The sequence below is a fragment of the Novosphingobium mississippiense genome (assembly GCF_044029535.1).
Classification (GTDB): domain Bacteria; phylum Pseudomonadota; class Alphaproteobacteria; order Sphingomonadales; family Sphingomonadaceae; genus Novosphingobium.
Window position 1 is genome coordinate 470788 of record NZ_CP147003.1, and the last position, 25498, is coordinate 496285.

The 25498-nt window shown below is 63.7% G+C and carries 25 protein-coding genes; 21 read left to right on the top strand and 4 right to left on the bottom strand.

Features of this window, described 5'->3' with window-relative positions:
• The first annotated feature begins 163 nt into the window (after nucleotides 1–163).
• From WBP06_RS20685 to WBP06_RS20710, 6 genes are all read left to right on the top strand, one after another.
• The gene (locus WBP06_RS20685; RefSeq protein ID WP_395336794.1) at nucleotides 164–385 is read left to right on the top strand and encodes a hypothetical protein; all 222 of its coding nucleotides are present in this window, start codon (nucleotides 164–166) and stop codon (nucleotides 383–385) included.
• A 12-nt stretch (nucleotides 386–397) separates the two neighbouring features.
• Nucleotides 398–568 carry a hypothetical protein gene (locus WBP06_RS20690; RefSeq protein WP_395336796.1) on the top strand — a complete coding sequence of 57 codons (171 nt, stop codon included), beginning with the start codon at nucleotides 398–400 and terminating at the stop codon, nucleotides 566–568.
• Between the two features lie 466 nt (nucleotides 569–1034).
• Complete coding sequence (locus WBP06_RS20695; protein WP_395336798.1) at nucleotides 1035–2231, top strand: ArdC family protein; 1197 nt, start codon at nucleotides 1035–1037, stop codon at nucleotides 2229–2231.
• Nucleotides 2228–2632 (top strand): DUF2958 domain-containing protein, encoded by a 405-nt coding sequence (locus WBP06_RS20700; RefSeq protein WP_395336800.1) that lies wholly within the window; start codon nucleotides 2228–2230, stop codon nucleotides 2630–2632. Before WBP06_RS20695 ends, WBP06_RS20700 begins: the two co-directional genes overlap by 4 nt.
• Before the next feature lie 105 nt (nucleotides 2633–2737).
• Nucleotides 2738–4636: a ParB/RepB/Spo0J family partition protein gene (locus WBP06_RS20705; RefSeq protein WP_395337546.1), complete on the top strand. Its 1899-nt coding sequence runs from the start codon at nucleotides 2738–2740 to the stop codon at nucleotides 4634–4636.
• Between the two features lie 167 nt (nucleotides 4637–4803).
• Entirely contained in the window at nucleotides 4804–5031 is a 228-nt protein-coding gene (locus WBP06_RS20710) for a hypothetical protein (protein WP_395336802.1), read from the top strand.
• A gap of 82 nt (nucleotides 5032–5113) precedes the next feature.
• Here WBP06_RS20710 and WBP06_RS20715 read toward each other — a convergent pair whose 3' ends face one another.
• Together WBP06_RS20715 and WBP06_RS20720 are read right to left on the bottom strand one after the other, a co-directional pair.
• On the bottom strand, nucleotides 5114–5335 hold the full coding sequence (locus WBP06_RS20715; RefSeq protein ID WP_395336805.1) for a hypothetical protein: 222 nt from the start codon (nucleotides 5333–5335) through the stop codon (nucleotides 5114–5116).
• Between the two features lie 109 nt (nucleotides 5336–5444).
• Nucleotides 5445–5645 carry a hypothetical protein gene (locus WBP06_RS20720; RefSeq protein WP_395336807.1) on the bottom strand — a complete coding sequence of 67 codons (201 nt, stop codon included), beginning with the start codon at nucleotides 5643–5645 and terminating at the stop codon, nucleotides 5445–5447.
• A 290-nt stretch (nucleotides 5646–5935) separates the two neighbouring features.
• On the opposite strand from WBP06_RS20720, the gene WBP06_RS20725 reads away from it, so the two are divergent.
• From WBP06_RS20725 to rlxS, 9 genes are all read left to right on the top strand, one after another.
• Complete coding sequence (locus WBP06_RS20725; protein ID WP_395336810.1) at nucleotides 5936–6772, top strand: IS5 family transposase; 837 nt, start codon at nucleotides 5936–5938, stop codon at nucleotides 6770–6772.
• A gap of 352 nt (nucleotides 6773–7124) precedes the next feature.
• On the top strand, nucleotides 7125–7445 hold the full coding sequence (locus WBP06_RS20730; protein WP_395336812.1) for a DUF736 domain-containing protein: 321 nt from the start codon (nucleotides 7125–7127) through the stop codon (nucleotides 7443–7445).
• Nucleotides 7446–7553: 108 nt separating this feature from the next.
• Complete coding sequence (locus WBP06_RS20735; protein WP_395336815.1) at nucleotides 7554–8450, top strand: HEPN domain-containing protein; 897 nt, start codon at nucleotides 7554–7556, stop codon at nucleotides 8448–8450.
• Between the two features lie 81 nt (nucleotides 8451–8531).
• Nucleotides 8532–9431: a nucleotidyltransferase and HEPN domain-containing protein gene (locus WBP06_RS20740; protein ID WP_395336818.1), complete on the top strand. Its 900-nt coding sequence runs from the start codon at nucleotides 8532–8534 to the stop codon at nucleotides 9429–9431.
• A 200-nt stretch (nucleotides 9432–9631) separates the two neighbouring features.
• Complete coding sequence (locus WBP06_RS20745) at nucleotides 9632–9862, top strand: helix-turn-helix domain-containing protein (RefSeq protein ID WP_395336820.1); 231 nt, start codon at nucleotides 9632–9634, stop codon at nucleotides 9860–9862.
• A gap of 77 nt (nucleotides 9863–9939) precedes the next feature.
• Nucleotides 9940–10443: a S26 family signal peptidase gene (locus tag WBP06_RS20750; RefSeq protein WP_395336822.1), complete on the top strand. Its 504-nt coding sequence runs from the start codon at nucleotides 9940–9942 to the stop codon at nucleotides 10441–10443.
• Nucleotides 10431–11081, top strand: coding sequence for a lytic transglycosylase domain-containing protein (locus WBP06_RS20755; RefSeq protein ID WP_395336825.1), 651 nt, complete (start codon nucleotides 10431–10433; stop codon nucleotides 11079–11081). Before WBP06_RS20750 ends, WBP06_RS20755 begins: the two co-directional genes overlap by 13 nt.
• A gap of 233 nt (nucleotides 11082–11314) precedes the next feature.
• Nucleotides 11315–11677: a hypothetical protein gene (locus WBP06_RS20760; RefSeq protein WP_395336828.1), complete on the top strand. Its 363-nt coding sequence runs from the start codon at nucleotides 11315–11317 to the stop codon at nucleotides 11675–11677.
• Nucleotides 11678–11894: 217 nt separating this feature from the next.
• Nucleotides 11895–13862 carry a relaxase/mobilization nuclease RlxS gene (gene rlxS / locus WBP06_RS20765; protein ID WP_395336830.1) on the top strand — a complete coding sequence of 656 codons (1968 nt, stop codon included), beginning with the start codon at nucleotides 11895–11897 and terminating at the stop codon, nucleotides 13860–13862.
• Between the two features lie 111 nt (nucleotides 13863–13973).
• Here rlxS and WBP06_RS20770 read toward each other — a convergent pair whose 3' ends face one another.
• Both WBP06_RS20770 and WBP06_RS20775 read right to left on the bottom strand, forming a co-directional pair.
• Nucleotides 13974–15116 (bottom strand): MucR family transcriptional regulator, encoded by a 1143-nt coding sequence (locus WBP06_RS20770; RefSeq protein ID WP_395336832.1) that lies wholly within the window; start codon nucleotides 15114–15116, stop codon nucleotides 13974–13976.
• Between the two features lie 134 nt (nucleotides 15117–15250).
• Nucleotides 15251–18685, bottom strand: coding sequence for an AAA domain-containing protein (locus tag WBP06_RS20775; protein ID WP_395336834.1), 3435 nt, complete (start codon nucleotides 18683–18685; stop codon nucleotides 15251–15253).
• A gap of 270 nt (nucleotides 18686–18955) precedes the next feature.
• Between WBP06_RS20775 and WBP06_RS20780 the strand changes: the two genes are divergently transcribed.
• Genes WBP06_RS20780 through trbE form a run of 6 tightly spaced genes read left to right on the top strand, consistent with a single transcriptional unit; the run spans nucleotide 18956 to nucleotide 25477 of the window.
• On the top strand, nucleotides 18956–21028 hold the full coding sequence (locus tag WBP06_RS20780; protein ID WP_395336837.1) for a conjugal transfer protein TraG: 2073 nt from the start codon (nucleotides 18956–18958) through the stop codon (nucleotides 21026–21028).
• Between the two features lie 2 nt (nucleotides 21029–21030).
• On the top strand, nucleotides 21031–21429 hold the full coding sequence (locus tag WBP06_RS20785) for a CopG family transcriptional regulator (protein WP_395336839.1): 399 nt from the start codon (nucleotides 21031–21033) through the stop codon (nucleotides 21427–21429).
• Between the two features lie 44 nt (nucleotides 21430–21473).
• On the top strand, nucleotides 21474–22448 hold the full coding sequence (gene trbB, locus WBP06_RS20790; RefSeq protein WP_395337547.1) for a P-type conjugative transfer ATPase TrbB: 975 nt from the start codon (nucleotides 21474–21476) through the stop codon (nucleotides 22446–22448).
• Nucleotides 22429–22770: a TrbC/VirB2 family protein gene (locus WBP06_RS20795; protein ID WP_395336841.1), complete on the top strand. Its 342-nt coding sequence runs from the start codon at nucleotides 22429–22431 to the stop codon at nucleotides 22768–22770. The genes trbB and WBP06_RS20795 overlap by 20 nt, the downstream gene beginning before the upstream one ends.
• A complete protein-coding gene (locus WBP06_RS20800; RefSeq protein WP_395336843.1) occupies nucleotides 22767–23039 on the top strand; it encodes a VirB3 family type IV secretion system protein in 273 nt (90 codons plus the stop codon). The genes WBP06_RS20795 and WBP06_RS20800 overlap by 4 nt, the downstream gene beginning before the upstream one ends.
• Nucleotides 23033–25477: a conjugal transfer protein TrbE gene (gene trbE / locus WBP06_RS20805; RefSeq protein ID WP_395336845.1), complete on the top strand. Its 2445-nt coding sequence runs from the start codon at nucleotides 23033–23035 to the stop codon at nucleotides 25475–25477. Before WBP06_RS20800 ends, trbE begins: the two co-directional genes overlap by 7 nt.
• The last annotated feature ends 21 nt before the right edge of the window (nucleotides 25478–25498 follow it).

The following is a 25498-nucleotide window of genomic DNA, read 5'->3' on the forward strand; positions in this document are numbered from 1 at the left end:
GCCGGGATCGGGTCGCACCTTCCGGCCCCCTTTTCCCTTCTGACGAAGATCGCCACTATGAACGAGTGTAACTCGTCGGCAATCCTCAATTTGGGTGAGTGATGCCTGATCTTTCTGCGGGTTCGCTCTGGCGCGCGCAATTCCCGGCAGGCATATTCATGGAATGATGCCGAAGATCCTTCTCGATGCGCGCCTGCCCGTCTGGATGGCCCTCAGCGAACTCTTCCTCTATACCGAGCTTTCGTTGGATGACATCGTGCGGATTGCGGATGTTCTGAACGCTTCGCCTTACGATGCCCGCGTTCTGGAGCGCATTCTGGTCGAAGAGGCTCTGCCTGCCTTCGGTCCCAATCTTCTTGCCGTTGCCGGCGAATGGACGGTCTAGAGGGAAGAAGACGTGCGCCGGATCATGATGAAGGCGCAGGCGGGAGGCTATCTGGGCAGGCGGATGGCGATGCTGATCGCCTGGCCAGCACGAAAGGCAGTAATGCGCGAGTGGGACCGGGTCCTGCCCTTGCTGGGACGTAACGAGGGGATTGCTGGAGTTTACGATACCGGCAGAGTGTGATGTCGATGTGATCCTGGCGGCCTCGGATTTTCGGATTGGGAGCGGGCGCCTTGCCGCCTTCGGGCGGAACCGCGCTCTATGCCCATCCGCGAAAGGGCTGATCGCCGTCGATTTCGCGTTCTAGGCACCGAGCCCCCTTCATAGCGTCGGGGTCTCGTCCTGCGGTTTCGATCGCTGGCGCGGGGATCGGCCAGCCATGGCTGACCTGGATAGTGACGCGCACTCATGCGCGCGGCGTTTTCGTGAGCCTGTCCCCTTGCGAAGCCGGCGGGTGGGCTCGACGCCCGTCTAGGCCCGCAGGCGAGCCCTGCAAGCCGCGCATGCGCGCGGCTCCTCCACTGACGTTCCGGCCGCAAACGGTGCAGGCCCCGCCCTGAAGCGGGCCTTGCGGTCGTCCGGGCCGCCCACCCCCCGCCTTCGCCGGGGGAGGCCATGGTGGTTTTGGGGCGGGTTCTGGAGGTGAGACATGCGCAGCAATCGCAAGGGCTCCGGGTTCGAGGGGTCGCAATTGGAACATGCCGGCAAAGCTGGTTCGCATCCATCGGGTGGACTTGATGGCAATGCCGCTGCCGACGCGCGGGAAACGGCGCAGGGCGTGGACCCGGGGGCCGGACCCGACGTCGAACCGGGAGGCGCGCGGGCCCGAGGGAGGGGAATAGAGCCGGAAACCGGGCGGCGGAAGGCAAACGGTGTTGATCGGGCTTCGCTCTATGACGAGGTGACGGCCCGGATCATTGCCGAACTGGAGCAGGGACGCGTGCCGTGGGTCCAGCCTTGGAGCAGCGAGGCGGCGGCAGGCGGGCCTCTGGGGGCGGGCCTTCCGGTGGCGGGGCTTCCGGTCAATGCCCTCACGCGGCGGGCCTATTCAGGCATCAACGTTCTCATCCTGTGGGCCGAAGTCATCGCGCGCGGCTGGGCCTCGCAGGGCTGGCTGACCTTCCGGCAGGCATTGGCGGCGGGTGGAAACGTCCGCAAGGGCGAGCATGGCACATGTGTCGTCTATGCCGACCGCTTCACGCCCGAAGCGGAAAAGGCGCGGGCGCGCGAGAACGGTGGCGATGCGCGCTCGGTTGCCTTCCTCAAGCGCTTCACTGTCTTCAACGTCGCCCAGTGCGAGGGCCTGCCCGAAGGCTTCGTGCCCGATCCGGTCCCGCTGCCCGAACGCGAGATCGTGCCACTGGCCGAAGCCGTCATTGCCGCAAGCGGGATCGCGTTTCGCGTCGGCGGGGACAAGGCCTTCTACTCGCCGGGGCACGATTTCGTTCAGGTACCGCCGCAGCAGGCTTTCCACGATCAGATCAATTTCTACAGGACGTGCCTGCACGAACTTTCGCACGCCACAGGTCATGCCTCGCGCCTTGGCCGGAACCTGACGAACGGGTTCGGTTCCAAGGACTATGCCCGCGAGGAACTCATCGCCGAAATGGGTTCAGCCTTCCTCTGTGCCTCGCTCGGGATCGTTCCGACCGTGCGCCATGCCGACTACATTGGTGCATGGCTGGAAGTGCTGCGCGAGGATAACCGCGCGATCTTTCGCGCGGCCAGCATGGCCAGCAAGGCGGCCGATTGGCTCCTGACCCGCTATGAGGCATCCCTTCCCGAAAGGGGGGAACCGGACCTCGCGCGCGCAGACCATATGGACGGGGGGAGGGCCGAACCATGAGCCTGATCTCTCGCGCAACCCGCGCCATGCTCAGTGCCAATTTCGAGCATTGCATGGTTCATCCCAAGTTCGATCCGTTGCCGCTGGTCCGTCTGTTCAATCCGATGGGCCGCGCGGTCTGGCTGGTGACCGAACTCTATGCCGACGACGACACCCTGTTCGGCCTTGCGGACCTCGGTTTCGGATGCCCGGAACTCGGCATCTTCTCGCTTCGCGAAATCGAGGCGGTCCGGCTGCCGATGGGCCTCGCCATCGAGCGCGACCTCGGTTTCAGTACCTGGCACCGGCTCTCGGTCTGGGCGGAGGCATCGCGCATGGCCGGATCGATCCCCGATGCCGCGCTTCTGCTGGACCGCCTCACCCGCGAGGACCCCGGCGCAATCAGGCTTCTGCCCCGCTGAGGGGCCGATGACGCGAGGCGGCGCGTGTTCCCGCCGAACCTAAGCCGGTCCACCTTATCGCATCACCAAGTCGGTGGACCGGCACTCACATCAGGAGTGCTACCCATGAAACTCGAATATATCGCTCTCGACAAGCTCTCTGTCAGCAAATCCAATATGCGCTATGCGCGCAAGTCTCCGGATGTTGACGACATCCTGCCGACCGTGCGTGCGCGCGGCGTGATCCAGTCGCTCATCGTTCGTCCCAATTGTCAGGAAGGGCACTACGAAATCGTCGCCGGGTGCCGCCGCTTTCATGCCGCGCAGATCGTCGCGGCCGAACGGCAGGCAGCAAGCGCCGCTGCCGGTGAGCCGGATGCGGAAGCCTACGCGGTGCCTTGCGCTGTGCTCGACGAGGCCGACGATGCCAGCGCCGTCGAGGCCTCGCTGATCGAAAACCTTGCCCGGCTAGATCCCGACGAAGTTTCGCGCTGGGAATGTTTCGTCCGTCTCATCAAGGAAGGGCGCACAATCGAGGACATCGCGCATACCTTCGGTCTGCCCGAACTTGCCGTGAAGCGCACGCTCGCGCTCGGCAATCTCCTGCCCCGCATCCGCCAGTTGTACCGGGCCGAGGAAATCGATGCTGCGACGGTCCGGCATCTGACCCTCGCGACCAAGTCGCAGCAGAAGGCGTGGCTGGGGCTTCTCGATGATCCCGACAGCTATGCGCCGCGCGGATTCCAGACGAAGGCATGGCTGTTCGGCGGGCAATCGGTTCCGGTGGGCCATGCCCTGTTCGATGTCGAGGCCAGCGGGCTCGCCACCGTCGCGGACCTGTTCGGAGAGGATGCCTATTTTGCCGAGACCGACGCTTTCTGGGACCAGCAGAATGCGGCTATCGAAGCGGAGCGCGCAGGCTTCCTCGAGGCGGGCTGGGCCGATGCCATTGTCCTTCCCCCCGAAACCCATTTCCATTCGTGGGAACATGAGAAGACACCCAAGCGTAAAGGCGGCCGCGTCTATCTGGACGTTCGCGGCAACGGCGAGGTTGTCATCCACGAAGGCTATCTCTCGCACCGGGAAGCCGTGCGCCTTGCCAAGTCCGGCGGCGAGACGGACGACGCGGTCTTGCGCAAGGCCATCCGTCCCGAACTGACATCGATAACCCAGACCTATGTCGACCTGCACCGCCATGCCGCCGTGCGCACGGAATTGCTCGGGCGTCCCGGCGTGGCCCTCAGGCTCATGGTCGCGCACGTGATTGCAGGCTCGCCGCTCTGGCGGATCGTCGTCGAGCCGCAGATGGCCAAGAGCGATGCGGTCAAGGAAAGCGTCGAGACTTGCCGGGCCGAGGCCGTCTTCGATGAACGTCGGCGCTGTGTTCTCGCGCTGCTGAGCCTACCGGACGACGAGTCCACTGTAATCGGCGGGACCGGCTATGGAATGCGGGGAGGGCAGCGCGCCCTGTGCGGCCTGTTCGCACGGCTGCTCGAACTTGCCGATGACAGGGTCATGGACATCCTGACCCTCGTCATGGGGGAGGCGCTCGAGGCGGGCAGTCCCGCCGTCGAGGCGGTCGGGCTCGCTGTGGGTGTTCCGATGGCGGATTGGTGGGAGGCGGACGAGGCCTTCCTCGAAACGCTGCGCGACCGCGAGGTACTGCTCGCAATGGTAGCGGAAGTGGCCGGACCGATAGTGGCCGAGGCCAATGCGAACGAAAAGGCCAAGACACTACGCCGCATCGTTCGCGATCATCTGGCTGGCGCTGGCGGGCGAACCAAGCGCGAGGGCTGGGTGCCGCGCTGGATGGCCTTCCCGCCTGGCGCCTACACGACACGCGGCGGGGTCGGAACCGTCGAGGCGCACCGCCGCGCCACCGTTCAGGCCGACCCACAGCCGGACGATGGTGAAGGTGCCGATCCCAGTGCAGATGTGGAGGACTTCGATTCGTCTATCGCTGAGGGCAGGGATGACGAGCCCGATGACGACGCCGCAGGTGGGGCGGATCGGCTGGCGGCTTGAAAAATGGACGGGAGGCGGAACCATCCGCCTCCCGTCAACTTGTTCTGAGGCTTGAAAATTTGCGCCGCGAGGCCGCGCCTTGATAGGCGCGGCCTCGCGGCTAACACCAAAAGTTCATTGTTTGGGGCAATGCCGGTGGCACGGGATCGGTCCCAGGGGAAAAGGCCATGACTGCACTTCAGACCGACGCATTCCACACCATCGAAAAGCTCGTATCGCGCCTCGCGCCGGGGCCCGTCTGCGATGAATGCATTACCCAGACTCTCGGTCTTTCGCCGTTCGATCACGCCGAGCAGGCGACCCACGAACTGGCAGGCGCGAACGGATTTCAGCGGAGCAAGGACGTGTGCAGCCTGTGCGGAGAAACCCGTTCGGTCATTGCACGTCGCGCCTGAACATCTCATCTGGCAGGACTTGCGCCGAACGAACTGACATCCTGCCCCCGTTAGAGCGTCGGGCCCTGTCGATGATGTCCGTTCAGGCCATCTGGAAACGTTGAGAGCGAGTTCGAGCGTCGTTCTCCTCGACCTCGCGGCGCACTGTGCACAGTTTGCGCGCTCTTTCCCAGAGCTCGGCAGTTCGCCTTGTGGCTTCGCGGTGCGCGATGATTAGCGCGGCAGTTAGATCCTCGGCCTTGAACTCGAGACGCCTGGCGACCCCCTCGCCATCGTCGGAAAACCTCAGCGTGTAAATCTTCATGTCTCTCCTCCATGGTTCTTCCGAACCCTCGCGGACTGACAAACAGCAATGACGGGAAAAGAGTTCCCGGCACGATTGGGCGGCGCTCGCTACCCGCTGGGCTGGGTCATTATCGTTCGATCTGCCAGGTGCCCCCCATTGTCTGGGTGAGCGTGCAGAGCTTTCGCACGCCGTCCCAGAGTTCGGCTGGGCGGTCAGGCGGCTCGCGTTGTACAAGGAGGAGGGCGCCGCCCGGATCCGCAGCTTCAAACCGGATTTCCCTGGCGGGCCAATCGCGGCTTTCGAGGAACTTCAGCGTGTAGATCGTCATAGCGGTCTCCATTCGCGGGGTTTGTCCCGCTTCACTAAACGATCCCGGAAATCTCGTTTTGACCGATGTCACGATCCATACCCGCTGCGATAGGTCGTCGCCCTACTGCGACGAAATGCAGCCCGCTCCGCAGGCATGCCCACGGCATCCCGGCAGCGACCGGGTTGGAGGCGAATAGCAAGGCCCCGGGACGAACGTCTTACGGCTAGGACCTTAGAGCCCGATCCGAAAGTTGTTGAGCAATACCAGTATGTTGTGATTCACGCCGTCTTTGCGACAAGATGGAGTGGATGGTGACATGGACTGGTATTGCCCGGCGGGAGCATAGTCGGGAAGGTTTGCGATATCCATCGGATATGACGGACACGGAGTGGGCGCTGGCAGCGCCATTCGTGCCTCCGGCAAGGCGTGGAGGCCGACCTCGAACGGCAGACATGCGCGAAGTTCTGAACGCGATGCTGTACATCGCGGCGAGCGGGTGTGCGTGGCGGCTTCTGCCGAAGTGCTTTCCTCCGGTATCGACGGTGCGGCGCTATTTCTATGCCTGGCGCGATGCCGGTCTGTTCGACGCGATCAACACGGTGCTGGTCATGAACCTGCGGGAAATCGAAGGGCGTGAAGCTTCGCCCAGCGCCGGAGTGATCGACAGCCAATCGGTCAAGACCACCGAAAGTGGCGGAATTTCAGGCTATGACGCGGGCAAAAAGGTGAAAGGCCGCAAGCGACATATCCTGACGGACACCTGCGGCTTCCTCATCTTCATCCTAGTACATGCCGCCGATATTCAGGACCGAGATGGGGTCGTCGATGTGCTGGTAGCCATTCGCAAGCGGTTTCCCTGGCTGCGACACATCTTTGCCGATGGCGGTTACGCAGGCGACAAGCTGCGATCCGCCCTGGTTGGCATGGGCAAATGGACGATCGAAATCATCAAGCGATCGGACAAGGCAAAAGGCTTTCAAGTGCTGCCCCGCAGGTGGGTGGTCGAACGGACTTTTGCCTGGCTCGGGCGCTGCCGTCGGCTCGCAAAAGATTGGGAGCGGTCTATCGCCTCGTCCACCGCTTGGGCCCTCATCGCCTCAATCCGCATGCTCACGCGCAGAACCGCAAGGCTTTGTCAAAATTGAGAAACTTCCGAATCCGGCTCTTAGGCAATGACGGCCCTGAAGGGCGGCGCGTTGCGGAGCTGACTTACCGATGTCGGAAAGGGATTTCCTCGATCGAGCGTGCATACCATTCCAGCGGCGAGGCAATGACCTGGACCAGTCGGGCCCTCCGACGAAACCATCGCCTGCCGGCTTATTTCCCCGCCCGCCAAGGCGGGCTCCTCGCGGTCGCTTCGCTTGCAAATAAGCCTCCGGCTCCGGTCCTTCGCTGTCGCTTCGGCCTGGCGGTTCGCGGCGCGCTGCCGGACTGATCCTTCGGTCTGCCCATCGCCCGGAAATGGTTCTTGCGGCGAAAGATCGAAGGAGAAATATCATGCCTGCAATCGGATACGTCACCCGCGATGGCCGCAGCTTCAAGGGCCAGCTTCGCACCCTCTCGATCCGCGCCGAGATCGAGATTTCCCCCAACCCGCGCAAGTCCGCCGATACGCACCCCGACTTTCGGGTCACCTCCTCGGGCGTCGAAGTCGGCGCCGGCTGGATGCGCCGCAGCGAAGCTTCCGGAAACGACTACGTGTCGCTGACCCTCGCGGCACCGGAATTCGGGCCTCGCCGCATCTACGCAAACCTAGGCCGCGCCGCCGGGCAGGACGACGAGGATAGCTTCGCCATCATCTGGAATCCGGCCGACTGACGCCCCGGTCCGCTCCGATCCCCGCGCCGGAAACGGCGCGGGGATTTCTTCGATCGCAGCCAAAACGAGTGTTGTTCTCGCCCCGAACTCGTCTAAAATCAGGTGATTATGAAGACCGATCTCGACCATCTTCCCGAAGAAAAGCGCGCTGACCTCAAGCGCGTGGTGGAGATCGTCTTCTCCGAGTTCGAGGACGTTCTCTCGCTCGCGATGCAAGGCTGGAAGAAGCAGGGGCGGATCATGAAAGTGATCCTCTACGGCTCCCACGCGCGCGGCGACTGGGTCGCCGATCCGGTCGGCCGGTACTATTCCGACTACGACATCCTCGTCGTGGTAAACGACGAGCGCCTTGCCGACGAGGCAGAGTACTGGGGCAAGGCCAAGGATCACCTCAATCGCGCGTATGACATCATGCATGTCATCTCGGCGCCGGTCGGCCTGACCGTCCATTCCATGGCGGATGCGAACTTCCAGCTCTCGCGCGGGCGGCCGTTTTTCGTGGACATCGTGCGCGAAGGCATCGTGCTGTACGAGCTGGAAGCGCAGCAGTTCGAATTGCCCAAACCGCTGGATACCGGCCTCGCGCATGTCGAAGCGGAGAACCATTTCAAGAAGTGGTTTGGGAGCGCTGCGAACTTTCTCAAGATGGGCAAATTTGCCCTCTCTAACGGCATGCAGAATGAAGCTGCCTTCATTCTGCATCAATCGACAGAGCACTTCTACCACACTGTGCTGCTGGTGCTGAAACTCTACAGCCCCAAGTCGCATAACCTCAAATACCTGCGCGGCCGAGCCGAGGACATCGCGCGGGACCTGATCCCGATCTGGCCGCGCGATACCAAGTTCGGCAACCGCTGCTGGGAACTGCTCTATCAGGCCTATGTCAAAGGCCGGTACTCGCCGCACTACGTCATCCGCGACGTCGAGCTTGAGTGGCTGGTCGAGCGCATCGAGCTGCTGGAGGCCGAGGTCAAGGCGATCTGCGAGCAGCGGCTCGGCAAGTGACTGAATTGATGAAATTCCCTGCGTAGGGTGTTCATCCGCGAGTGACGTCTCCACCCCGGATTTTTCTGGAGCCAGGCGAACATGAAGACCGATCTCGACCATTTGCCCGACGAGAAAAGGCGCGACCTCGAGCGGATAGTCCAGATCATCTTTTCCGAATTCGAGGACGTGATCGCGATCGCGACGCAGGCGTGGAAAAAGAAAGGTCGGATCCTCAATGTGATCCTTTACGGCGCTTATGCGCGCGCCGACTGGGACGCTTCCCATCCAAACGGATGCGCTTGGGACTACGACATTCTCGTCGTCGTCAACAACGAGCGATTGGCCGACGAAGTCGAGCACTGGAGGAAGGCCAAGGACGCGCTTGCGCGCGAATTTGCCATCACGCAGCGTATCTCGGCACTCCCCAATCTGGTCGTCCATTCGCTCGAGGATTTCAACGCACAGCTCCTGCGGGGACGTCCGTTTTTCGTGGACCTGCTGCGCAAGGGCATAGCGCTCTACCAGCTTGGTTCGTCACCGTTCCCCACCCCGAGACGGCTCTCTCGCGAGGACCTCCGGCAGGAAACCCGAGAGCTTTTCGACCAGTGGTTCGGCACTGCCGCAACCTTCCTCAAGATGGCGAAGTTCGCGATTTCCTGCGGGGCGAACAACAATGCCGCGTTCCAGCTGCACCAGGCCGCCGAGCAATCCTATCAGGCGGTTCTGGCGGTCAAGACGCTGCACTGCCCGCTCTCGCACAACCTCAAGTTCCTGCGCGGCCGCGCCGAGAGCATGGCACGCGATCTGATCCCGATCTGGCCGCGCGAGGACAAGTTCGCCCGGCGCTGCTTCGAGCTCCTGCACCACGCCTACATCAAGGGGCGCTATTCACGCGACTACACCATAGGCGGCGGCGAACTGGCGTGGATCGCCGCGCGGATCGAACTGCTCCAGAGCGAGGTCGAGGCCATCGCGGAAATGCGATTTTCCAAACTTTGATCTGTTTCCCGGTGCTAGTCGCCCGAAACGGAAAGCTCTTCGCCGTCAACCTGGCCCCGGATTGAAAGGCCGGTCCGCGCCTTCGAAGAGTCGAATTTGGCTATAGTCAAAAACGACTCTGCCCGGCCGGTGAATTCTCCCTCAATTGAGTGTCCCTCGCGGACGACACTGTGTCGTTCGCTGCTCGCAAGGGACATGTCATGGACAGCTCCGACGACATCGAACGCGCGCAGCGCGCAAAGCGCGGCTCGCCTTTCCTCAACACCGCGCAAGCCGCCGCCTATCTCGGCATTTCGATCCGCCTTCTGCTGACGCTGCGGCGTAACGGCGGTGGCCCGATCTTCCGTCGGCACTGCCGCTTCATCCAATACCATATCGACGATCTCAATGCCTGGAGCGAAGCAAACTCAGGCCGGGCGTTCCGTCCGTGAGCGGGCTTCGGACCCCGAGCAGCGCGGTATCGCTGCAAGCATCGGGCACACAGGCGCGCGCCGAAAAGCGCCGTTTCATGAAACGGCTGGCAATAGCCGCAGTGGGAGGCTTCTGGGTCGGCGCGCTCGGCCAATCGGCCGTCATCCAGCCGCCTATCCTCTTCGTCTGGAACTCCAGCGCCTCTGCGCCGCTCGGGCTTTATGAGGTGTTCCCGGACCGACACGCACAGCTGGGTGATACCGTCATCGCTCGCATGCCGCAGGCCTGGCGGGAATTCGCCGCCACGCGTCGCTACCTGCCCAGCAATGTCCCGCTGGTGAAGCGTATTGCCGCGTCCGAAGGGCAGGAGGTGTGTGCTCTCGGCAGCCGGATTTTCATCGACGGCGTCCCCGTCGTCGAGCGGAAATTGCACGATGGGCACGGCCGCCCATTGCCATGGTGGGAAGGGTGCTGGCGGCTCAGCCATGGCCAGTTCTTCCTTCTCATGAAGAGGAATCCGGACTCCTTCGACGGGCGCTACTTTGGCGTCACGGGTAGCGCCGATATCCTCGGACCAGCGAGGTTGGTATGGGCGCGCTGAGGGCGACGATCGCAGTAGCGGCGATCTTCGCGGCAAGCCCTGCCCACGCCAGCGAGGTCGAACGCTGGCAGTCCTTCATCGACGAAGCCTCTGCCCGCTTCGGCGTTCCATCGGCCTGGATCCGCAAGGTCATGTGGGCGGAAAGTCGTGGCCGAACTGAGATCGACGGAAGGCCCATTCGCAGCGCAAAGGGCGCGATAGGGCTCATGCAACTCATGCCGGGCACTTGGGGCGAGATGCGTGCCCGGCTCTCGCTCGGTAGCGACCCTGACGACCCGCGCGACAATATTCTTGCGGGCACATTTTACCTCCGAACGCTCTACGATCGTTTCGGCTATCCCGGCCTCTTCGCTGCCTACAATGCAGGGCCCGCGCGCTACGAAAAGTACCTGTCGGGCACGGCCCTGCCATCGGAAACCGTGGCCTATCTTGCCGCGATGAGCGGCAGCGACAGCCCCGCGCGCGAGGCACCGTCTCCTTTGTTCGTTACGCAGCCACAGGCTGTTCAAACCCCTGTGGAGAACCCTGCGAACAAGCTGGTACAAACCGGTGGGGAGGCGGTGAACGAAGGCGGCAAAACTGCGCCGCGAGAAGCCATGCGCGACCCTCTCTTCGCGGTCCGGAAAGACCCCCGTTGAGATGAAGTGCCCAGACGAGAGGGTGTATGCTCGTCTGAGAATTCCAAGTGTGACGGGCGGCGAACGGTCTATCAAGGCCCGCGGGTACCCCCCAATTTGCTTCGCAAATCGGTTCCCCCCACGTCCGCTTCGCGGCGCAGGGCTAAAGCCCTGCGGCCCTGACAGACCGCCCGCTGCCCATCTTCGCGAGGATCGTTCTCATCGAAGGAGAACGGTCACGTGAGGAGCTTCACATGCAGATCGATCGCACCAATTCGGGCTGCCATCGCAGCGTCTACGCAGCACTCGTTCATGGGCTCGAGGTCGAGTTCGGAGAAGGTGCAGGTCACGCACTGGCAGACCGTTTCATCGAAGCGGAGGAATGCGATTTTCTCTGGGATGCGCGCGTCTCGGAACGCTGGCTCGGGCGGTACGATAGCCTCGAGGCGGAGAATGACATCGAACTGGATCGGGTCGCCATCATCGGGCGGCTGGGGCAGCGCTGGTTTGCAGCGACGCTCATTGTCGATGGTGACGGTGACCCGGTCGGGGTCATCGCGCGGCGCAATTTTGCCAGACGCTGCCTTGCCGAACGCGCGAGTGCCGGGGTGCATTGAGGCCCGGCTTTTCGAGGGCGGCGTCGCTGCGGCGCTGCCCTTGTTTTTCCTGGGCTGAGGTGGGTGGAGGAGAGCGGATTAGGAGGGTGGGGGCGGACAACAAGATAGAAGGCGTGTCTCGCGCCACGCTTAACTATCTGTCTGCACATCATTTTATCACGAGACAGTCGTCTTGGCGGCGAGACTGCTGCGAGACGGTCGCTGGAGGAGGCCTTTCATGGACTTCGACGATGATTTCGAGCCGCGCCTGGGCCGGCAGGGCAACGCTCGCGGCAAGAAGGCGGGCAAGCAGGCAGTGCGTTATGCGAGCCGCGTGGCGATCGCCGCCGGACTGATCGGCGGCGCGAAGGGAGGCCGCAAGTTCGTTGGCAGCAGGATCGGGCGAGGATCTGCCGTCGGCAGGGCCCTGTCGAGCCGGGACCGGCTTGCTGGATATCGAGCCCGGCGCGTGGTCGTAAAGACAAGGCTGGTCAAAGTGCGCGGCGGCAGCGCGCGGGCGCTGAAGGCACACCTGCGCTATATCCAGCGCGACGGGGTCACGAAGGATGGAGCACGCGGCGAACTCTACGGCCCTGAAACAGATCGCGCCGACGGCAGTGAATTTCTGGAACGCTCGAAAGACGATCGCCACCAGTTCCGCTTCATCGTTTCCGCTGAGGACGGCGATCAGTACGGCGATCTCAAACCGTTCGTTCGCCGGCTGATGAACCAGGTGGAAAAAGACCTCGGAACAAAGCTCGAGTGGGTCGCCGTTGATCACCACAACACGGGTCATCCGCATACCCATATCGTGCTGCGCGGGATCGACGATAAGGGCAAGGACCTGGTCATTGGGCGCGACTACATTTCGCATGGGTTTCGCGAGCGCGCGGTCGAATTGATGTCGCTCGATCTGGGCCCTCGTACCACGCATGAAATCGAGGCTCGCCTCCGCCAGGAAATGGAGCAGGAGCGCTTTACCGGTCTTGATCGGCGCCTTGTTGGCCGGATGGATCTCGATCGATGCGTTTCGGCCCATGATCGCGATCCGCTGTTCCAGGCGCTGGAAACCGGGCGTCTTCAGACGCTGAAGCGGATGGATCTGGCCGAGGACCTCGGCGATGGCCGCTGGCGACTGGCCGGCGGGATGGAGGAAACTCTGCGCGCGATGGGTGAACGCGGCGATATCATCCGCCTGATGCAGCGTGAGGTCACGCGCGCGAAGCTCGAGCGCAGCGAGCAGCGCATCTATTCGCCCGAAGCCGGGCTCATTGTGGGGAGAGTGATCTGCCGAGGGCTGGCGGATGAACACCGCGATCGCCACTACCTGCTTGTCGACGGTGTCGACGGGCGCTCGCACTATGTTGACATTGGCATGGCGAATGCGGTCGAGCAGTTGCCCCGGCAGGCGATCGTTCGCGTGATGCCGCGATTTGCCGAAGTGCGCGATATCGATCGGACCGTGCTCGAGGTTTCACGGGCAAATGATGGGCGATACTCGCCTGCCTTGCACCAGCGCCAGGATCGCAGCGCAAGCCCTGCATTCGCAGAAACCCATGTACGCAGGCTTGAAGCCATGCGGCGGGCAGGGCTCGACGTCAGCCGCGAGCTCGATGGATCATGGCGCATCTCGCCCGACCATCTGGCGATTGCCGAGCGCTTCGAAGAGCGCGATGTGCGTGGGCGGCCCGTCGCTATCGAAGTGCTGGGCGCTGGCGATATCGGGAGAATGGCGGGAACAGAGGGTGCGACCTGGCTCGATCGGGAACTCGCGGCACCATCCGGTCTGGCGCTGCGCGATGCGGGGTTTGGACGCGAGGTGCGCGCGGGGCTGGACCAGCGCAGGCAATGGCTGGTCGAGCAGGATCTGGCCGAGGTTTCACCAGGCAGTGTCCGGTTACGGCAGAATACGCTCGCCTTGCTGCAAAGACGCGAACTGCTCCGTATTGCCGCGCGCCTCACCGATGAACTTGGCAAGGAGTTCTTGGAAGCGAAGTCAGGAGACCGCATCGAAGGAAAGATAAGCCGGCGGATCGAAGGCGTTTCGGGTCGCTTCGCTCTTATCGAACGCAGTCATGAATTCACCCTGGTTCCCTGGCGACCCGTCCTCGAAAAGCACCTCGGGCAGCAGGCGGGCGGGATCATGCGCGAGGCCGGCATCAACTGGCAGTTCGGTAGAGGGCGATCGGGGCCGGAAATTTCATGATCTGCGGGTAGGTGGAATTCCGATAGCGGAAATGACCGGGGCGACCACCCAATGGATGGCCGCCCCGACTATGTTGCAGACCGACAACCGAGTGTCAGTCTGGATTGGACTTCAGGCCTGCGTGTCTGCAGTGCTCGGCTCTGCCGATACAACAGGGGCGGTCGCTGCCGGCGCATCCGCGGGCTTATCGGCCTCCGGAACCTTGATTCCCAGCTTCGCGCGGCCCTTCTTCGGTGCCGCCGACTTTGCCTTGGCCGCAGTTGCTGCCTTGGGCTTGGCCGAGGCTGGCTTTGCCGTCTTGGCTGCCGCAGGCTTGCTTGCCGCCGGAGCGCTCACGGTGGGTTCGATAGCCGTGATCGTTTCCGCGGCTTCAGCGAGCGTGCTCGCCGCCTTCTTTTCGGTCTTTGCGGCGCGTGGCTTGGCGGGCGCCTTGGCAGAGGCTGCAGCCTTCGCTGGGCTGGCGTCCTTGGCGGCGGCTTTCGGGGCAGCGCTGGCAGGCATGCGCGCCATACGGCGAGCAGGCTTGCCTTCAGCCTTTACCGAGGTGGACGGCTTGCCCTTCGTCTCGGTGGCCTTCTCAGCGCCGGCCTTTACGTCCTCGGCAACGGCAAGGTTGACGGCAGCCTTGGACGCCGGCTTGGCAGCGGGCTTCGCTGCTGCCTTCGCGGCCTTCTTCGGCGTCGAGGTCGGTGCTTTGGCAGGAGCCTTGGCAGCAGAAGCCGCTACCGCAGGACTTGCTGCGGGCGCTGCCTTGCTTGCACTCTTAGCGGCCTTCTTGGCGGCGGGCTTTCCAGCTTTCGCAGCTGCCGGAGCAGCGGGTTCCGGGGCCTTGGATGCGGCTGGAGCCTTGCTGGCCGCGGCACCGCTGCCACCAAGCCCCGCTGCCTTTGCAAAGGCCCGGCGCTTTTCTGAATAGCTTGGCGAAACCATTGGGTAGCTCGCCGGAAGGTTGTACCGTGCACGGTACTCTTCCGGAGTAAGGCCGTTGTTGGTCAGGTGTCGCTTCAGTGCCCGGTAGGGTTTGCCGTCGATCAAGCTGAGGATATGATCGCGTGAGGCGAGGCTTTCCTCGATCGATACCGCCGGCTTGTATTCTGGCGTCTCAACCGCTGCGGTGCTCTTTCCCGCCAGCGCGGCACGCGTGGTCTCGATCAGGCCTGGCAGATCTTCGCTGGCAACAGCATTTTTGGAGACAAAGGCGCTCAGCAGTTCGACTGTGAGGCGGGCGAGCTCTGACTGCTCGTTCTCGGGCATGGGAGGTCCCTTTTGGACTTTTAGGAGGGGAAGACCTTGTCTTCCCAAATTTGAGCCAAGTAAAGCGGATTATCGGGGCCTGTTGGGACCATTTTCGCTGCGCTAATATGAAGTCGGATACGCTTGCTGAGTGATTACGTGATCGCGCGTTTCCTCAAGCTGTCCTTCATGGTCTCGATTTCAGATGAGACGCTGGAACCGCGATAGGCGAGCGAGGTTTCGTGCCGGACAAAACTTCCTTCACGAGCGGCGCTCAGCCAGTTGAAGGAGCCGACACAATAGACGTTGTTGTCGGCCATCACGATCTTGCTGTGCACGTCCTTCACCTCGATGACTGTAGCACCGGCTCCTTCGAGGTACTGCTTGGCATTGGCAAAGCTGGCCAGAGCGCCCTTGTCCTGTTTGCCGCGCCATTCGTTCAAAGCGCGGTCGGTGTAGACCGTGACGGCAATCCCCGAGTTTGCCGCCGCTTCGATGAGGGGCGCGATCCGCGCGCCCTGCAGGCCGCGGTCGGTCAGCCAGGGCGTAACGATGTGAATGTCCTTGCGGCATTCTTCGAGAACATCGCGGAGGAAGCCATCGTGCGCATCGAGATCGGTGAGGTGGACGAGCCCGGCCTCACGCGAAAGATCGGGCCGCGCGGGCGCGTCAAAGAACAGGCGATTGCCGTCGTGGGCGAGAAGTCGGTGCCGCAGCCGGCCGCGCGGGCTTCCAGGCGCCGCGGAGGAGAAGCAATCCATGTCGCCGAACACGAGGAAACTGTTCATGGCCCGCGATACCGCGACGTTGAGCATGCTGGCCTTGCCATCGATGAAATTGCCATCGGCATGCTTCGAGTATGTTGGCGAAAACAGGATCACCGGTCGCTGACCACCCTGAAAGGTATTGATCGTGCCGATCGTCAGATTGGCTCCGGCCAGGCTTTCCTGACGTCCCAGCGCGGATGTGATCGCCCGGGCCTGTCCCGCAAAGGGCGTTACGATGCCGACGATCTCGCCGAGACGCTTGCCTGGGTATGACGCCAACAGTTCCGCATGACGCTCGGCCAGCCAGCGGGCGATCGTTTCGGCCTCGAGAGCATTGCGCCGGCTGCCACCGGGAATGGCATCGCAGCGCCCGTCGATATGGAGGTATCCCATGGCGGGCAGGCCGTCGTTTGAGCGTGCGTCCGATTTCAGCCCGCGCTTGGGCTGCAGTTTGCCGCGGTAACACAGGTCGTTGCAGTAGCCGACGATCTCATCGAAACACCGTCGATGCTCATAAAGCATCAACCCGCGCTCGAGGTCGTCATCCTGGTGGTAGCGGGACGTGTGCTGGGCGATCCGCATCACGCTGCCCGACGAGGCGGCACGGCCGGTCTCGAAAAACGCTGTGACATCCGCTCCGTTGTCATCGGCGCCGATGAGCCCGACCTGGCGCAAGTTGCCGACGTCTATCCGGCTCGGCACGCTCCAGATCGGTTCGATCTGCGCCGTATCGCCAATGATGAGGGCGCGCTTGGCAAGGGCAAACGATGCCCCGGCAATTTCGGGAGTGACCTGGCCGGCCTCGTCCACGATCAGCAGATCGATTTGGCCGTAGAGGTAGTCCGGCAGAAAATCGCCGTCCTGGAAGCGGCTTGCGCGCAGAATCCTTGGCAGCATGTAGAAAGTGGAGACGGCGCAGGGTGTCAGCTTCATGCGGCGCGCCCACCGCGCCGTCATCGGGATCCTGCCGGTCTTCTTCTGCTTTGCCGGAATATCCGGATCGGCGGCCATGTCGAGCAGCCAGCGGCCTTCCCAGTAGTGCGTCGTTGTCAGGAAGATCGGGAAACGGAGCAATCGGTCCGCAGCCTCGTCCGCATCGGCAAGCGTCATGCTCGTCGCTGTTTCCGCGGTGACGGAGAGAACGGATAGTGCCTCGGCCCAGCTGCCGAGCGCGGAAGTCTCCTGCGAGATCAAGCCATCGGCATGGTTGAGCAATGCAAGCCTGTCGCTCACGGCGGACTGCGCCTCGCCGACCTGCTCCTTCACCGATGCGGAGATTCCGGCGAGGCTAGCCCATTCCGGCAGCGGGCCGGGCCAAGCCGGAGCCAGAGCGGCTCTGGCTGCGGCGAGCCTGCGCTTTGCGATCGCCGGTAGCCAGCCCAACAGGGCATGGAGCACGGATTCGGTTGCCTGATGTTGGTCCCAGAGGCGCGAAAGGGCTTCCGCGCTGTGCAGATCACCTTCCGCGACTTCGAGCGCGCTGGCGCGATCGGCGCGGGTTTGGCGGGGATCGGTTCCCAGTTCGGCATGCAGCGCCGCTCGCTTCTCGACGAGATCTTGCCATGCCTGCTCGATTTGGGTCAGCTTGCTTGCCTGTTCGACCAAGCGCTGGTGCAGTGCCGCGACCACAGTCTTGACCGCCACGTTCTGCAGATGCGGGAAGGCCTTCGCTGCCGCGTCGAGATAGGCAAGGCGGCACTGCTCGACCTGATCGCCTTCCTCGAGGCGGTCGAAGAATGCTGCGGTCTGATAAGTCCTGGCGGCTTCCGCCTCGCGAAATTGCGAAGGAAAGTAGCTTCCGAAGCTGCGAAGGGCCGGCAGCCAACGGCCGGCGAATGGTCCGACGCCCTTGGCATAGTCGGTGCCAAAGGCGTCGAGGATGTTGGTCACCGCCTGGTTGTTGGTCGAGGTCGCGACGATCAGCGGCGCGTCACCCTGTTCGAGCGCGGCCTTTGCCCAGAGCGTGGCGATGACCGAGAGCAGCATTGTGGTCTTGCCCGTTCCGGGCGGACCGTTGACCGCGAGAACTTCGCCGTCCCGAGCTACCGTCAGATGCGCGAGCGCTTCACGCTGCGCGGCCGCCAATGCATACGTATCGCTGGAATGTCCTAGCCGCTCGGCAAAGCGCATGTTCTCTGGAAGGCACGGCTCGGTTCGCTGGTCCTTCTGCCCGGCAAAAGTGGCAAGAAGTGGTCCGTGCGCACCGTCGAGCTCGATCTGGTCATAGAGCGCCAGGACATTGGCCGACATGCCCGCGTGCCCATTCGTCTCCTGGACATAACCATGCGGCAACAGCTCGAAGCGCGGATCTTCCTCCAGAGCGGACGCCACGGTTTCCATGAGGGCTTCGCAGTGCGCGACATAGTCCTGCCATTGGCAATCGTCGGCGAGCGGGTTCGTCGTGATGAACGTGTCGAGCGCATCGACTGTCCCCACCGTGAAGGCCATGCGATGGAGCGGTTCGAGAATGTCGCGCGGGACCACGCTGCTGACGGGCCGGATGAGGCGACCATCGCGGGTGACGGTCATGCGTGTTGCGATCGGCGTTACGATTTCGGGAAGGCTGCCGCGCTTCTGGCCCCGTTCCGTACGCGAGGCAAAGGCGAAAGGACGCAGGATAATGGTGCGGGTGTCGTCGGGGCCGGCATCGCGCGGAAACAATGCCGAGGCGAGCCCATGGGGCAGATGGCCCGTATTGAGGCAATCGTGATTGACGGTTGGGAACTTGTTCAGATCGTCCAGGCGGAAGGTGCCTCGGCCCAGTTCTCCATCCGCCAGCGAGTTGCGCCAGTACTTCGTAACCTTCTGAGTGTCGCTCGTCATGATGTGCCGCATGCCTTCGGAGGCCGGCATTGTCATGATTAAAATGGAGTAATCAATCGCCCATCCAACGAACCGTCCGATGTTGTTGGAGTTTGGCCGCCATTAACGGGCCGTCTAGCGAGCAATAGGGAAGAAAAAGGCCTGTCCGCCAATTCGAAATGCACCCGATAGACACCTCGGTGCACCAGACAGGGTCTGTGAACCGGCGTCCTTTTCAGGGAGTCTTCGCTGAGCGCCCGAGGATGCGTCCTGGGGCGGGCGGAGACCTTCATGACACCCACGAAACTTCTCATCGGGCAGATGGCGATCGTGTTTGCGATCGTCCTCGCCGGTGTCTGGCTGGCAACGCAGTGGGCTGCGGCCGAACTCGCGTATCAGCCTGAACTGGGAAATCCGTGGGCTGAAGTTGGAGGGCTTCGCATTTACGCGCCTTGGGCGATCTTCGTCTGGTGGTTCGAATTCGACGCCTATGCGCCGATCATTTTCGATGAGGCCGGCGGCATCGCCGCGACCAGTGGCCTGGTTGGATGCGGCGCTGCCATCGCGGGTTCGGTCTGGCGAGCCCGCCAGCGCAGCAATGTCACGACGTACGGCTCTGCCCGTTGGGCAGCGCGCAAGGACATTCGCCAAGCGGGCCTGATGGCGGAGCAAGGAGTTTTCCTCGGCCGGGTCGGCGAAGCTTACCTGCGCCACGATGGTCCCGAGCACATCATGGCATTTGCGCCGACACGATCGGGCAAGGGCGTCGGCCTCGTCATCCCGACGCTTCTCGGCTGGTCCGGCTCCGCAGTCATCCACGACATCAAGGGTGAGAACTGGCAACTGACCGCCGGCTGGCGCGCGCGCTTTTCGCATTGCCTGCTCTTCAACCCTACCGATGCCCGGTCGGCGCGCTACAATCCGCTCCTCGAAGTGCGCCGCGGCGTTCATGAAGTGCGCGACGTCCAGAATATCGCCGACATCCTCGTCGATCCCGAAGGCGCGCTGGAGCGGCGCAGCCATTGGGAGAAGACCAGCCATTCGCTGCTGGTCGGAGCGATCCTGCACATTCTCTATGCCGAGGAAGAAAAGACGCTCGCTCGGGTCGCGACCTTCCTGTCCGATCCGGCGCGCAGCTTTGCCAACACGCTCCATGTCATGATGTCGACGAACCACCTCGGCACGGTGGAAGCGCCGCAGGTTCATCCGGTCGTGGCCTCGGCCGCCCGCGAGGTTCTGAACAAGTCGGTCAACGAACGATCGGGCGTGCTCTCGACGGCGATGTCGTTCCTCGGCCTTTACCGCGATCCAACGGTGTCCGCCGTAACGTCTGCATCCGACTGGCGCATTGCCGATCTGGTAGACGGGAAGTACCCGGCTTCGCTTTATCTGGTTGTGCCGCCATCGGACATCAGCCGCACCAAGCCGCTGATCCGCCTGATCCTCAATCAGATCGGCCGGCGGCTCACCGAGGAATTGCGCTTCGAGCACGGCGCCGACCAAGCGGGCGCAGGTCGCCATCGGTTGCTGATGATGCTCGACGAGTTTCCCGCGCTCGGTCGTCTGGATTTCTTCGAGACCAGCCTCGCATTCCTCGCCGGCTACGGGGTGCGTGCCTTCCTCATCGCCCAGAGCCTCAACCAGATCGAGAAGGCGTACGGCGAGCACAATTCGATCCTCGACAATTGCCACGTGCGTGTGGCGTTCGCCACCAACGACGAACGGACGGCCAAGCGGCTCTCCGATGCTCTCGGTACGGCGACCGAGCAGCGCGCGATGCGCAACTATGCAGGGCACCGCCTCGCGCCGTGGCTGTCGCACGTCATGGTCAGCCGCCAGGAAACGGCCCGCGCCTTGCTGACACCAGGTGAAGTCATGCAGCTCAATCCCGCCGAAGAACTGGTGCTCGCATCCGGCGCGCCGCCGATCAGGGCAACGAAGCTGCGCTATTTCGAAGAGCCGGTCTTCGCAGAACGGGCGATCGCGCCGCCGAAGCTCAGCACCAAGGGCTACGCCGATGCGCCGCCTCCCCGCAAGAACGACTGGTCCGGTCAGGTTCGCGGAGTCGACGACAGGCTGGCGTCGCCGGCGGCCGATCTTGAGGCCGAGGACGATGAGACGGCGGGCAAGCCGGTTGCTACGGGCGGAATGGATCAGGCCCCCGCCGTCGAAGCCGACGTCCAGGGCGACGTCCCCGCGCAGGAGCCTCAGGTCGCCACCGATCCGCTGGGTCTGGTTGCCGATGTCGACGATCCTGCTGCGGACAAGCGCGTGATCGACCAGGCCGCACAGCAACGCCTCGTGCGCGTCACTTATGCCCTGGGTTCAGTCCAGCGCGCCGACCAGTTCGATCTGGAGCTCTGATCATGACGGCCAAAGTTCGCTATCAGCTGTTCCTGCCGCAACCGCTCAGCGCGCGCCTCCTGGAAGAGGCAAGCCGGCCCGGCGTCACCAAATCCGATATCCTCGTGCAGGCACTGACGGCCTGGCTCGACAAACGCGGAAGAGGCGTACTCGAGGACCGTTTCGCGCGGCGCCTGGATCGGATCGCCGAGCTGCTCGATCGGCTCCTGCGCGACAGCCATATCGAGCTCGAGACGCTCGCGCTTTTCATTCGCTACGAACTGGCGATCAATCCGCCCCTTGCCGACAATGATGCTACAGGCCGGGCTGCCGCCGCTGCGCGCTTCGAGGCTTTCCTCTCGCAGGTCGCCCGTCAGTTGGCGCTTGGTAAGCGTACGCTCGACAAGGACAGCGTGCTGTGAGCGGGCATGCGCTTGGCGCAGAGGCTGCCGCCCGCAAGCGTGCGATGTTGCGCACCGCGCTTGGCCCCGCGATCGAGGCAGCGCTCGGCGATCCGCGTGTCATCGAGATCATGGTCAATCCCGACGGCAAGCTCCGTGTCGATGTCCTGGGGGAGGGCAGGGTGGACACCGAGATCCATCTGCCCGCTGATCAGATCGAGCGGATCGTCCGTTTGGTGGCCAGCCACACGCGCGCCGAAGTCCATGGCGACCGGCCGATCGTCTCGGCGGAGCTGCCGACGCACGAAGGGGGCGGCGGCGAGCGCTTTGAGGGCGTGCTCCCGCCGGTGTCGCATGCCCCATGCTTTGCTATCCGCAAGCCTGCTGCCCGCATCCATACGCTCGCCGACTATGTCGCCGACGGCATCATGGATGAGGGCGGCGCGAGGTTGCTGCGCGGGGCGGTCCTGGGCCGGCTCAATATCCTGATCGTCGGCGGAACTTCGTCCGGCAAGACCACCCTCGCAAATGCGCTCCTCGCGGAGATGGCCGAGCTCGACGAACGCGTGGTGCTGATCGAGGACACGCGCGAACTCCAGAGCCCTGTGTCCGATACCGTGGCGCTACGCACGCGCGCCGGGCACGTGACGATCGGCGATCTCGTGCGCTCGACCCTGCGCCTCCGACCTGATCGGATCATCGTCGGCGAAGTGCGCGGGCCCGAAGCGCTCGACATGCTCAAGGCCTGGAATACCGGCCATCCCGGCGGGATAGCGACAATCCACGCCAATGGCGCGGCGGCCGGGCTGCACCGCCTCGAGAGCCTCATCCAGGAGGCGGTCGTCACCGTCCCGCACCGGCTGATTGCCGAGGCCATCGATCTCCTCGTCTTCATTTCCGGGCGCGGCCTTGCCCGCCGCATTGCCGAGATCGCCCGCGTCGAAGGCTTCGATGCCGCCAGCGGCGAATACCGGCTCACCCAGCTTCTTGCCCCCTCACTGCCAGAAGGAGAATGCCGCCATGAAGTCGTTTCAGATTAGCCGATTTCCGAAGGATACCCCGCTCGTCGCCGCGGTGTTGGTCGCGGCCTCGCTTTCGGTCACCACATCGGCCTGGGCCTCGGGGTCGGGCATGCCCTGGGAGCAGCCGCTTGAGCAGGTGCTGGAATCGGTGCAGGGCCCCGTCGCCAAGATCGTCGCGGTCATCATCATTATCGTCACCGGCCTCACTCTGGCCTTTGGTGAAACCGCCGGCGGGTTCCGGCGGCTTATCCAGATCGTCTTCGGTCTCTCGATTGCCTTTGCCGCCTCGAGCTTTTTCCTCTCGTTCTTCAGCTTCGGCGGCGGAGCCCTGATCGCATGAACGGGGCCGGCCAGCACATCGAGGGCTTCGAGGTTCCGATCCATGCCAGCCTTGGCGCGCCAATCCTGCTTGGCGGTGCGCCGCGCGGGATCGCCATCGTCAACGGCACGCTCGCGATGGCGGTCGGTCTCGGGCTCCAGCAATGGCTGGCCGGCCTGGTCATCTGGGCGGCGGGGCACAGCCTCGCCGTCCTTGCAGCCCGGCGCGATCCCGATTTCGCGCCCGTACTCCTGCGCCATCTGCGCCAGCGGGGATACCTTTCATGCTGAACCTTTCCGAATACCGCAACCGGGCAGGGCGCCTGGCCGACCATCTGCCCTGGGCCGCGCTCGTCGCGCCCGGCGTGATGCTCAACAAGGACGGCAGCTTCCTGCGGGTGCTGGCCTTTCGCGGACCCGATCTCGAATCCTCGACCGAAGCCGGGCTCGTTGGAATCGCGGCACGGGCCAACAATGTGCTGCGCCGCTTCGGATCGGGCTGGGCGCTGTTCTTCGAGGCCGAGCGCCGCGAGGCGATGGCCTACCCCGACGATACTTTCCCGGACCCCGCCTCCTGGCTGGTCGATCGCGAGCGCCGCGCGGCCTTGCTTGCCGAGGGCCAGCATTTCGAGAGCGCCTTTTACCTGACACTTACCTGGATGCCGCCCGCGGATAGTCAGGACGCCACCGGTCGGCGGCTCGTCGACCGCGCTGACGAGGCCAAAGGGCGCGACTGGCGCGAGGCGCTCGGCGGTTTCATCGCCGAGACCGATCGCGCGCTCGACCTCTTTGCCGGCTTCATGCCTGAGGTCCGCGCTCTGGACTCCGGTGAGTTGCTGACCTTCCTCCACGCCACGATCTCGGATCGCCCGCATCCGGTCCGGGTACCCGACACGCCGATGTATCTCGATGGCCTGATCGTCGACACGCCGCTCACCGGCGGGCTCGAGCCGCTGCTCGGCGATCGCCACTTGCGCACGATCTCGGTGCTGGGCTTTCCCCCGCTCAGTCGCCCGGGATTGCTCGATGCCCTCAATCAACAGAGCTTTCCCTACCGCTGGGTCAGCCGTTTCATCGCGATGGACAAGGCCGAGGCGACCAAGGTCCTGACCTCGCTGCGCCGGCAATGGTTCAACAAGCGCAAGTCGCTGACGGCGATGCTCCGCGAGGTGCTCTACAACAGCCCGGCCCAGCTCCTCGACAGTGATGCCGACAACAAGGTCGTCGATGCCGATCTCGCGCTCCAGGCGCTCGGCGGCGATCATGTCGCCTTCGGTTATCTCACCACAACGATCACGGTCAGTGACGTGCGGCGCGATGTGGTCGAGGGTCGCATGCGGCAGATCGAGCGGATCCTCGGCGGCCTCGGCTTCACCACGATCCGCGAGCGGGTAAATGCGGTCGAGGCCTGGCTCTCTTCGCTGCCGGGCCAGGTCTACGCCAATGTGCGTCAGCCGCTCGTCCATACGCTCAACCTCGCCCATCTGATGCCGCTCTCCTCGGTCTGGGCAGGACCCGCGGAGAATGCGCATCTGCGCGGCAGCCCGCTGCTCCATGCGCGGACATCGGGCTCGACCCCGTTCCGGCTCTCCACCCATGTCGGCGATGTCGGCCACATGTTCGTTGCCGGGCCCACCGGCGCCGGAAAATCCGTGCTGCTGGCGCTGATGATCCTCCAGTTCCGCCGCTATGCCGGATCGCAAGTCTACATCTTCGACAAAGGGCTATCGGCCCGTGCCGCGGTGCTGGCCTGCGGCGGCGCGCACCATGCGCTGGGGCTTGGTGCCGATGCCGGGCAGGGTCTCGCTTTCCAGCCGCTGCGCGAAATCGATGACGTGTCCAAGCGCGCCTGGGCGGCGGAATGGATCGTGGCGCTGCTCGGGCAGGAAAATGTCATCGTCACCCCCGACATCAAGGATCAGGTCTGGTCTGCGCTCACCAGCCTCTCGACCGCGCCGGCCGGCGAGCGGACGATCACCGGCCTCGTCCTGCTGCTGCAATCCAATGCGCTGCGCACGGCGCTTTCGCCCTACACGATCGAGGGACCGTACGGCCGCCTGCTCGATGCCTCGGAAAGCCCGCTCCATTTCGCCGATGTCCAGTGCTTCGAGACCGAGGCGCTGATGGGCCATGCCGGTGTTATCGCCCCGGTGCTGACCTACCTGTTCCATCGGCTCGAAGAGCGTTTCGATGGCCGGCCGACTCTGCTGGTGCTCGACGAGGCCTGGATCTTCCTCGACCATCCGCTGTTCGCTGCACGCATCCGCGAATGGCTCAAGGTCCTGCGCAAGCGCAATGTATCGGTGCTGTTTGCCACCCAGAGCCTGTCCGACATTGCCAATTCTCCCATCGCGCCGGCCATCCTCGAAAGCTGCCCCCAGAGAATCCTGCTCCCCAACGATCGCGCGATCGAGCCGCAGAGCCGAGAGATCTACGAGCGTTTCGGTCTCAATGCCCGTCAGGTCGAGCTGATCAGCCGGGCGACGCCCAAGCGCGATTACTACCTGCAATCCGCGCGCGGGAACCGGCTGTTCGAGCTTGGCCTGGGCCCGCTTGCCTTGGCGCTGTGTGGATCGTCCGATCCTGCGGCCCAGAAGCGGATCGACGCGATCCTGGCCGAGCCTGGGCCGGACGATTTTCTCACCCGCTTCCTCGCCGGCACGCCGGCCGAATGGGCGAGTGATTTCATCGGCTCATTCCCGGGCGTCGCGCCGCAGTTCACCGTTTGATGAACCCTCTCAACTCGAGGA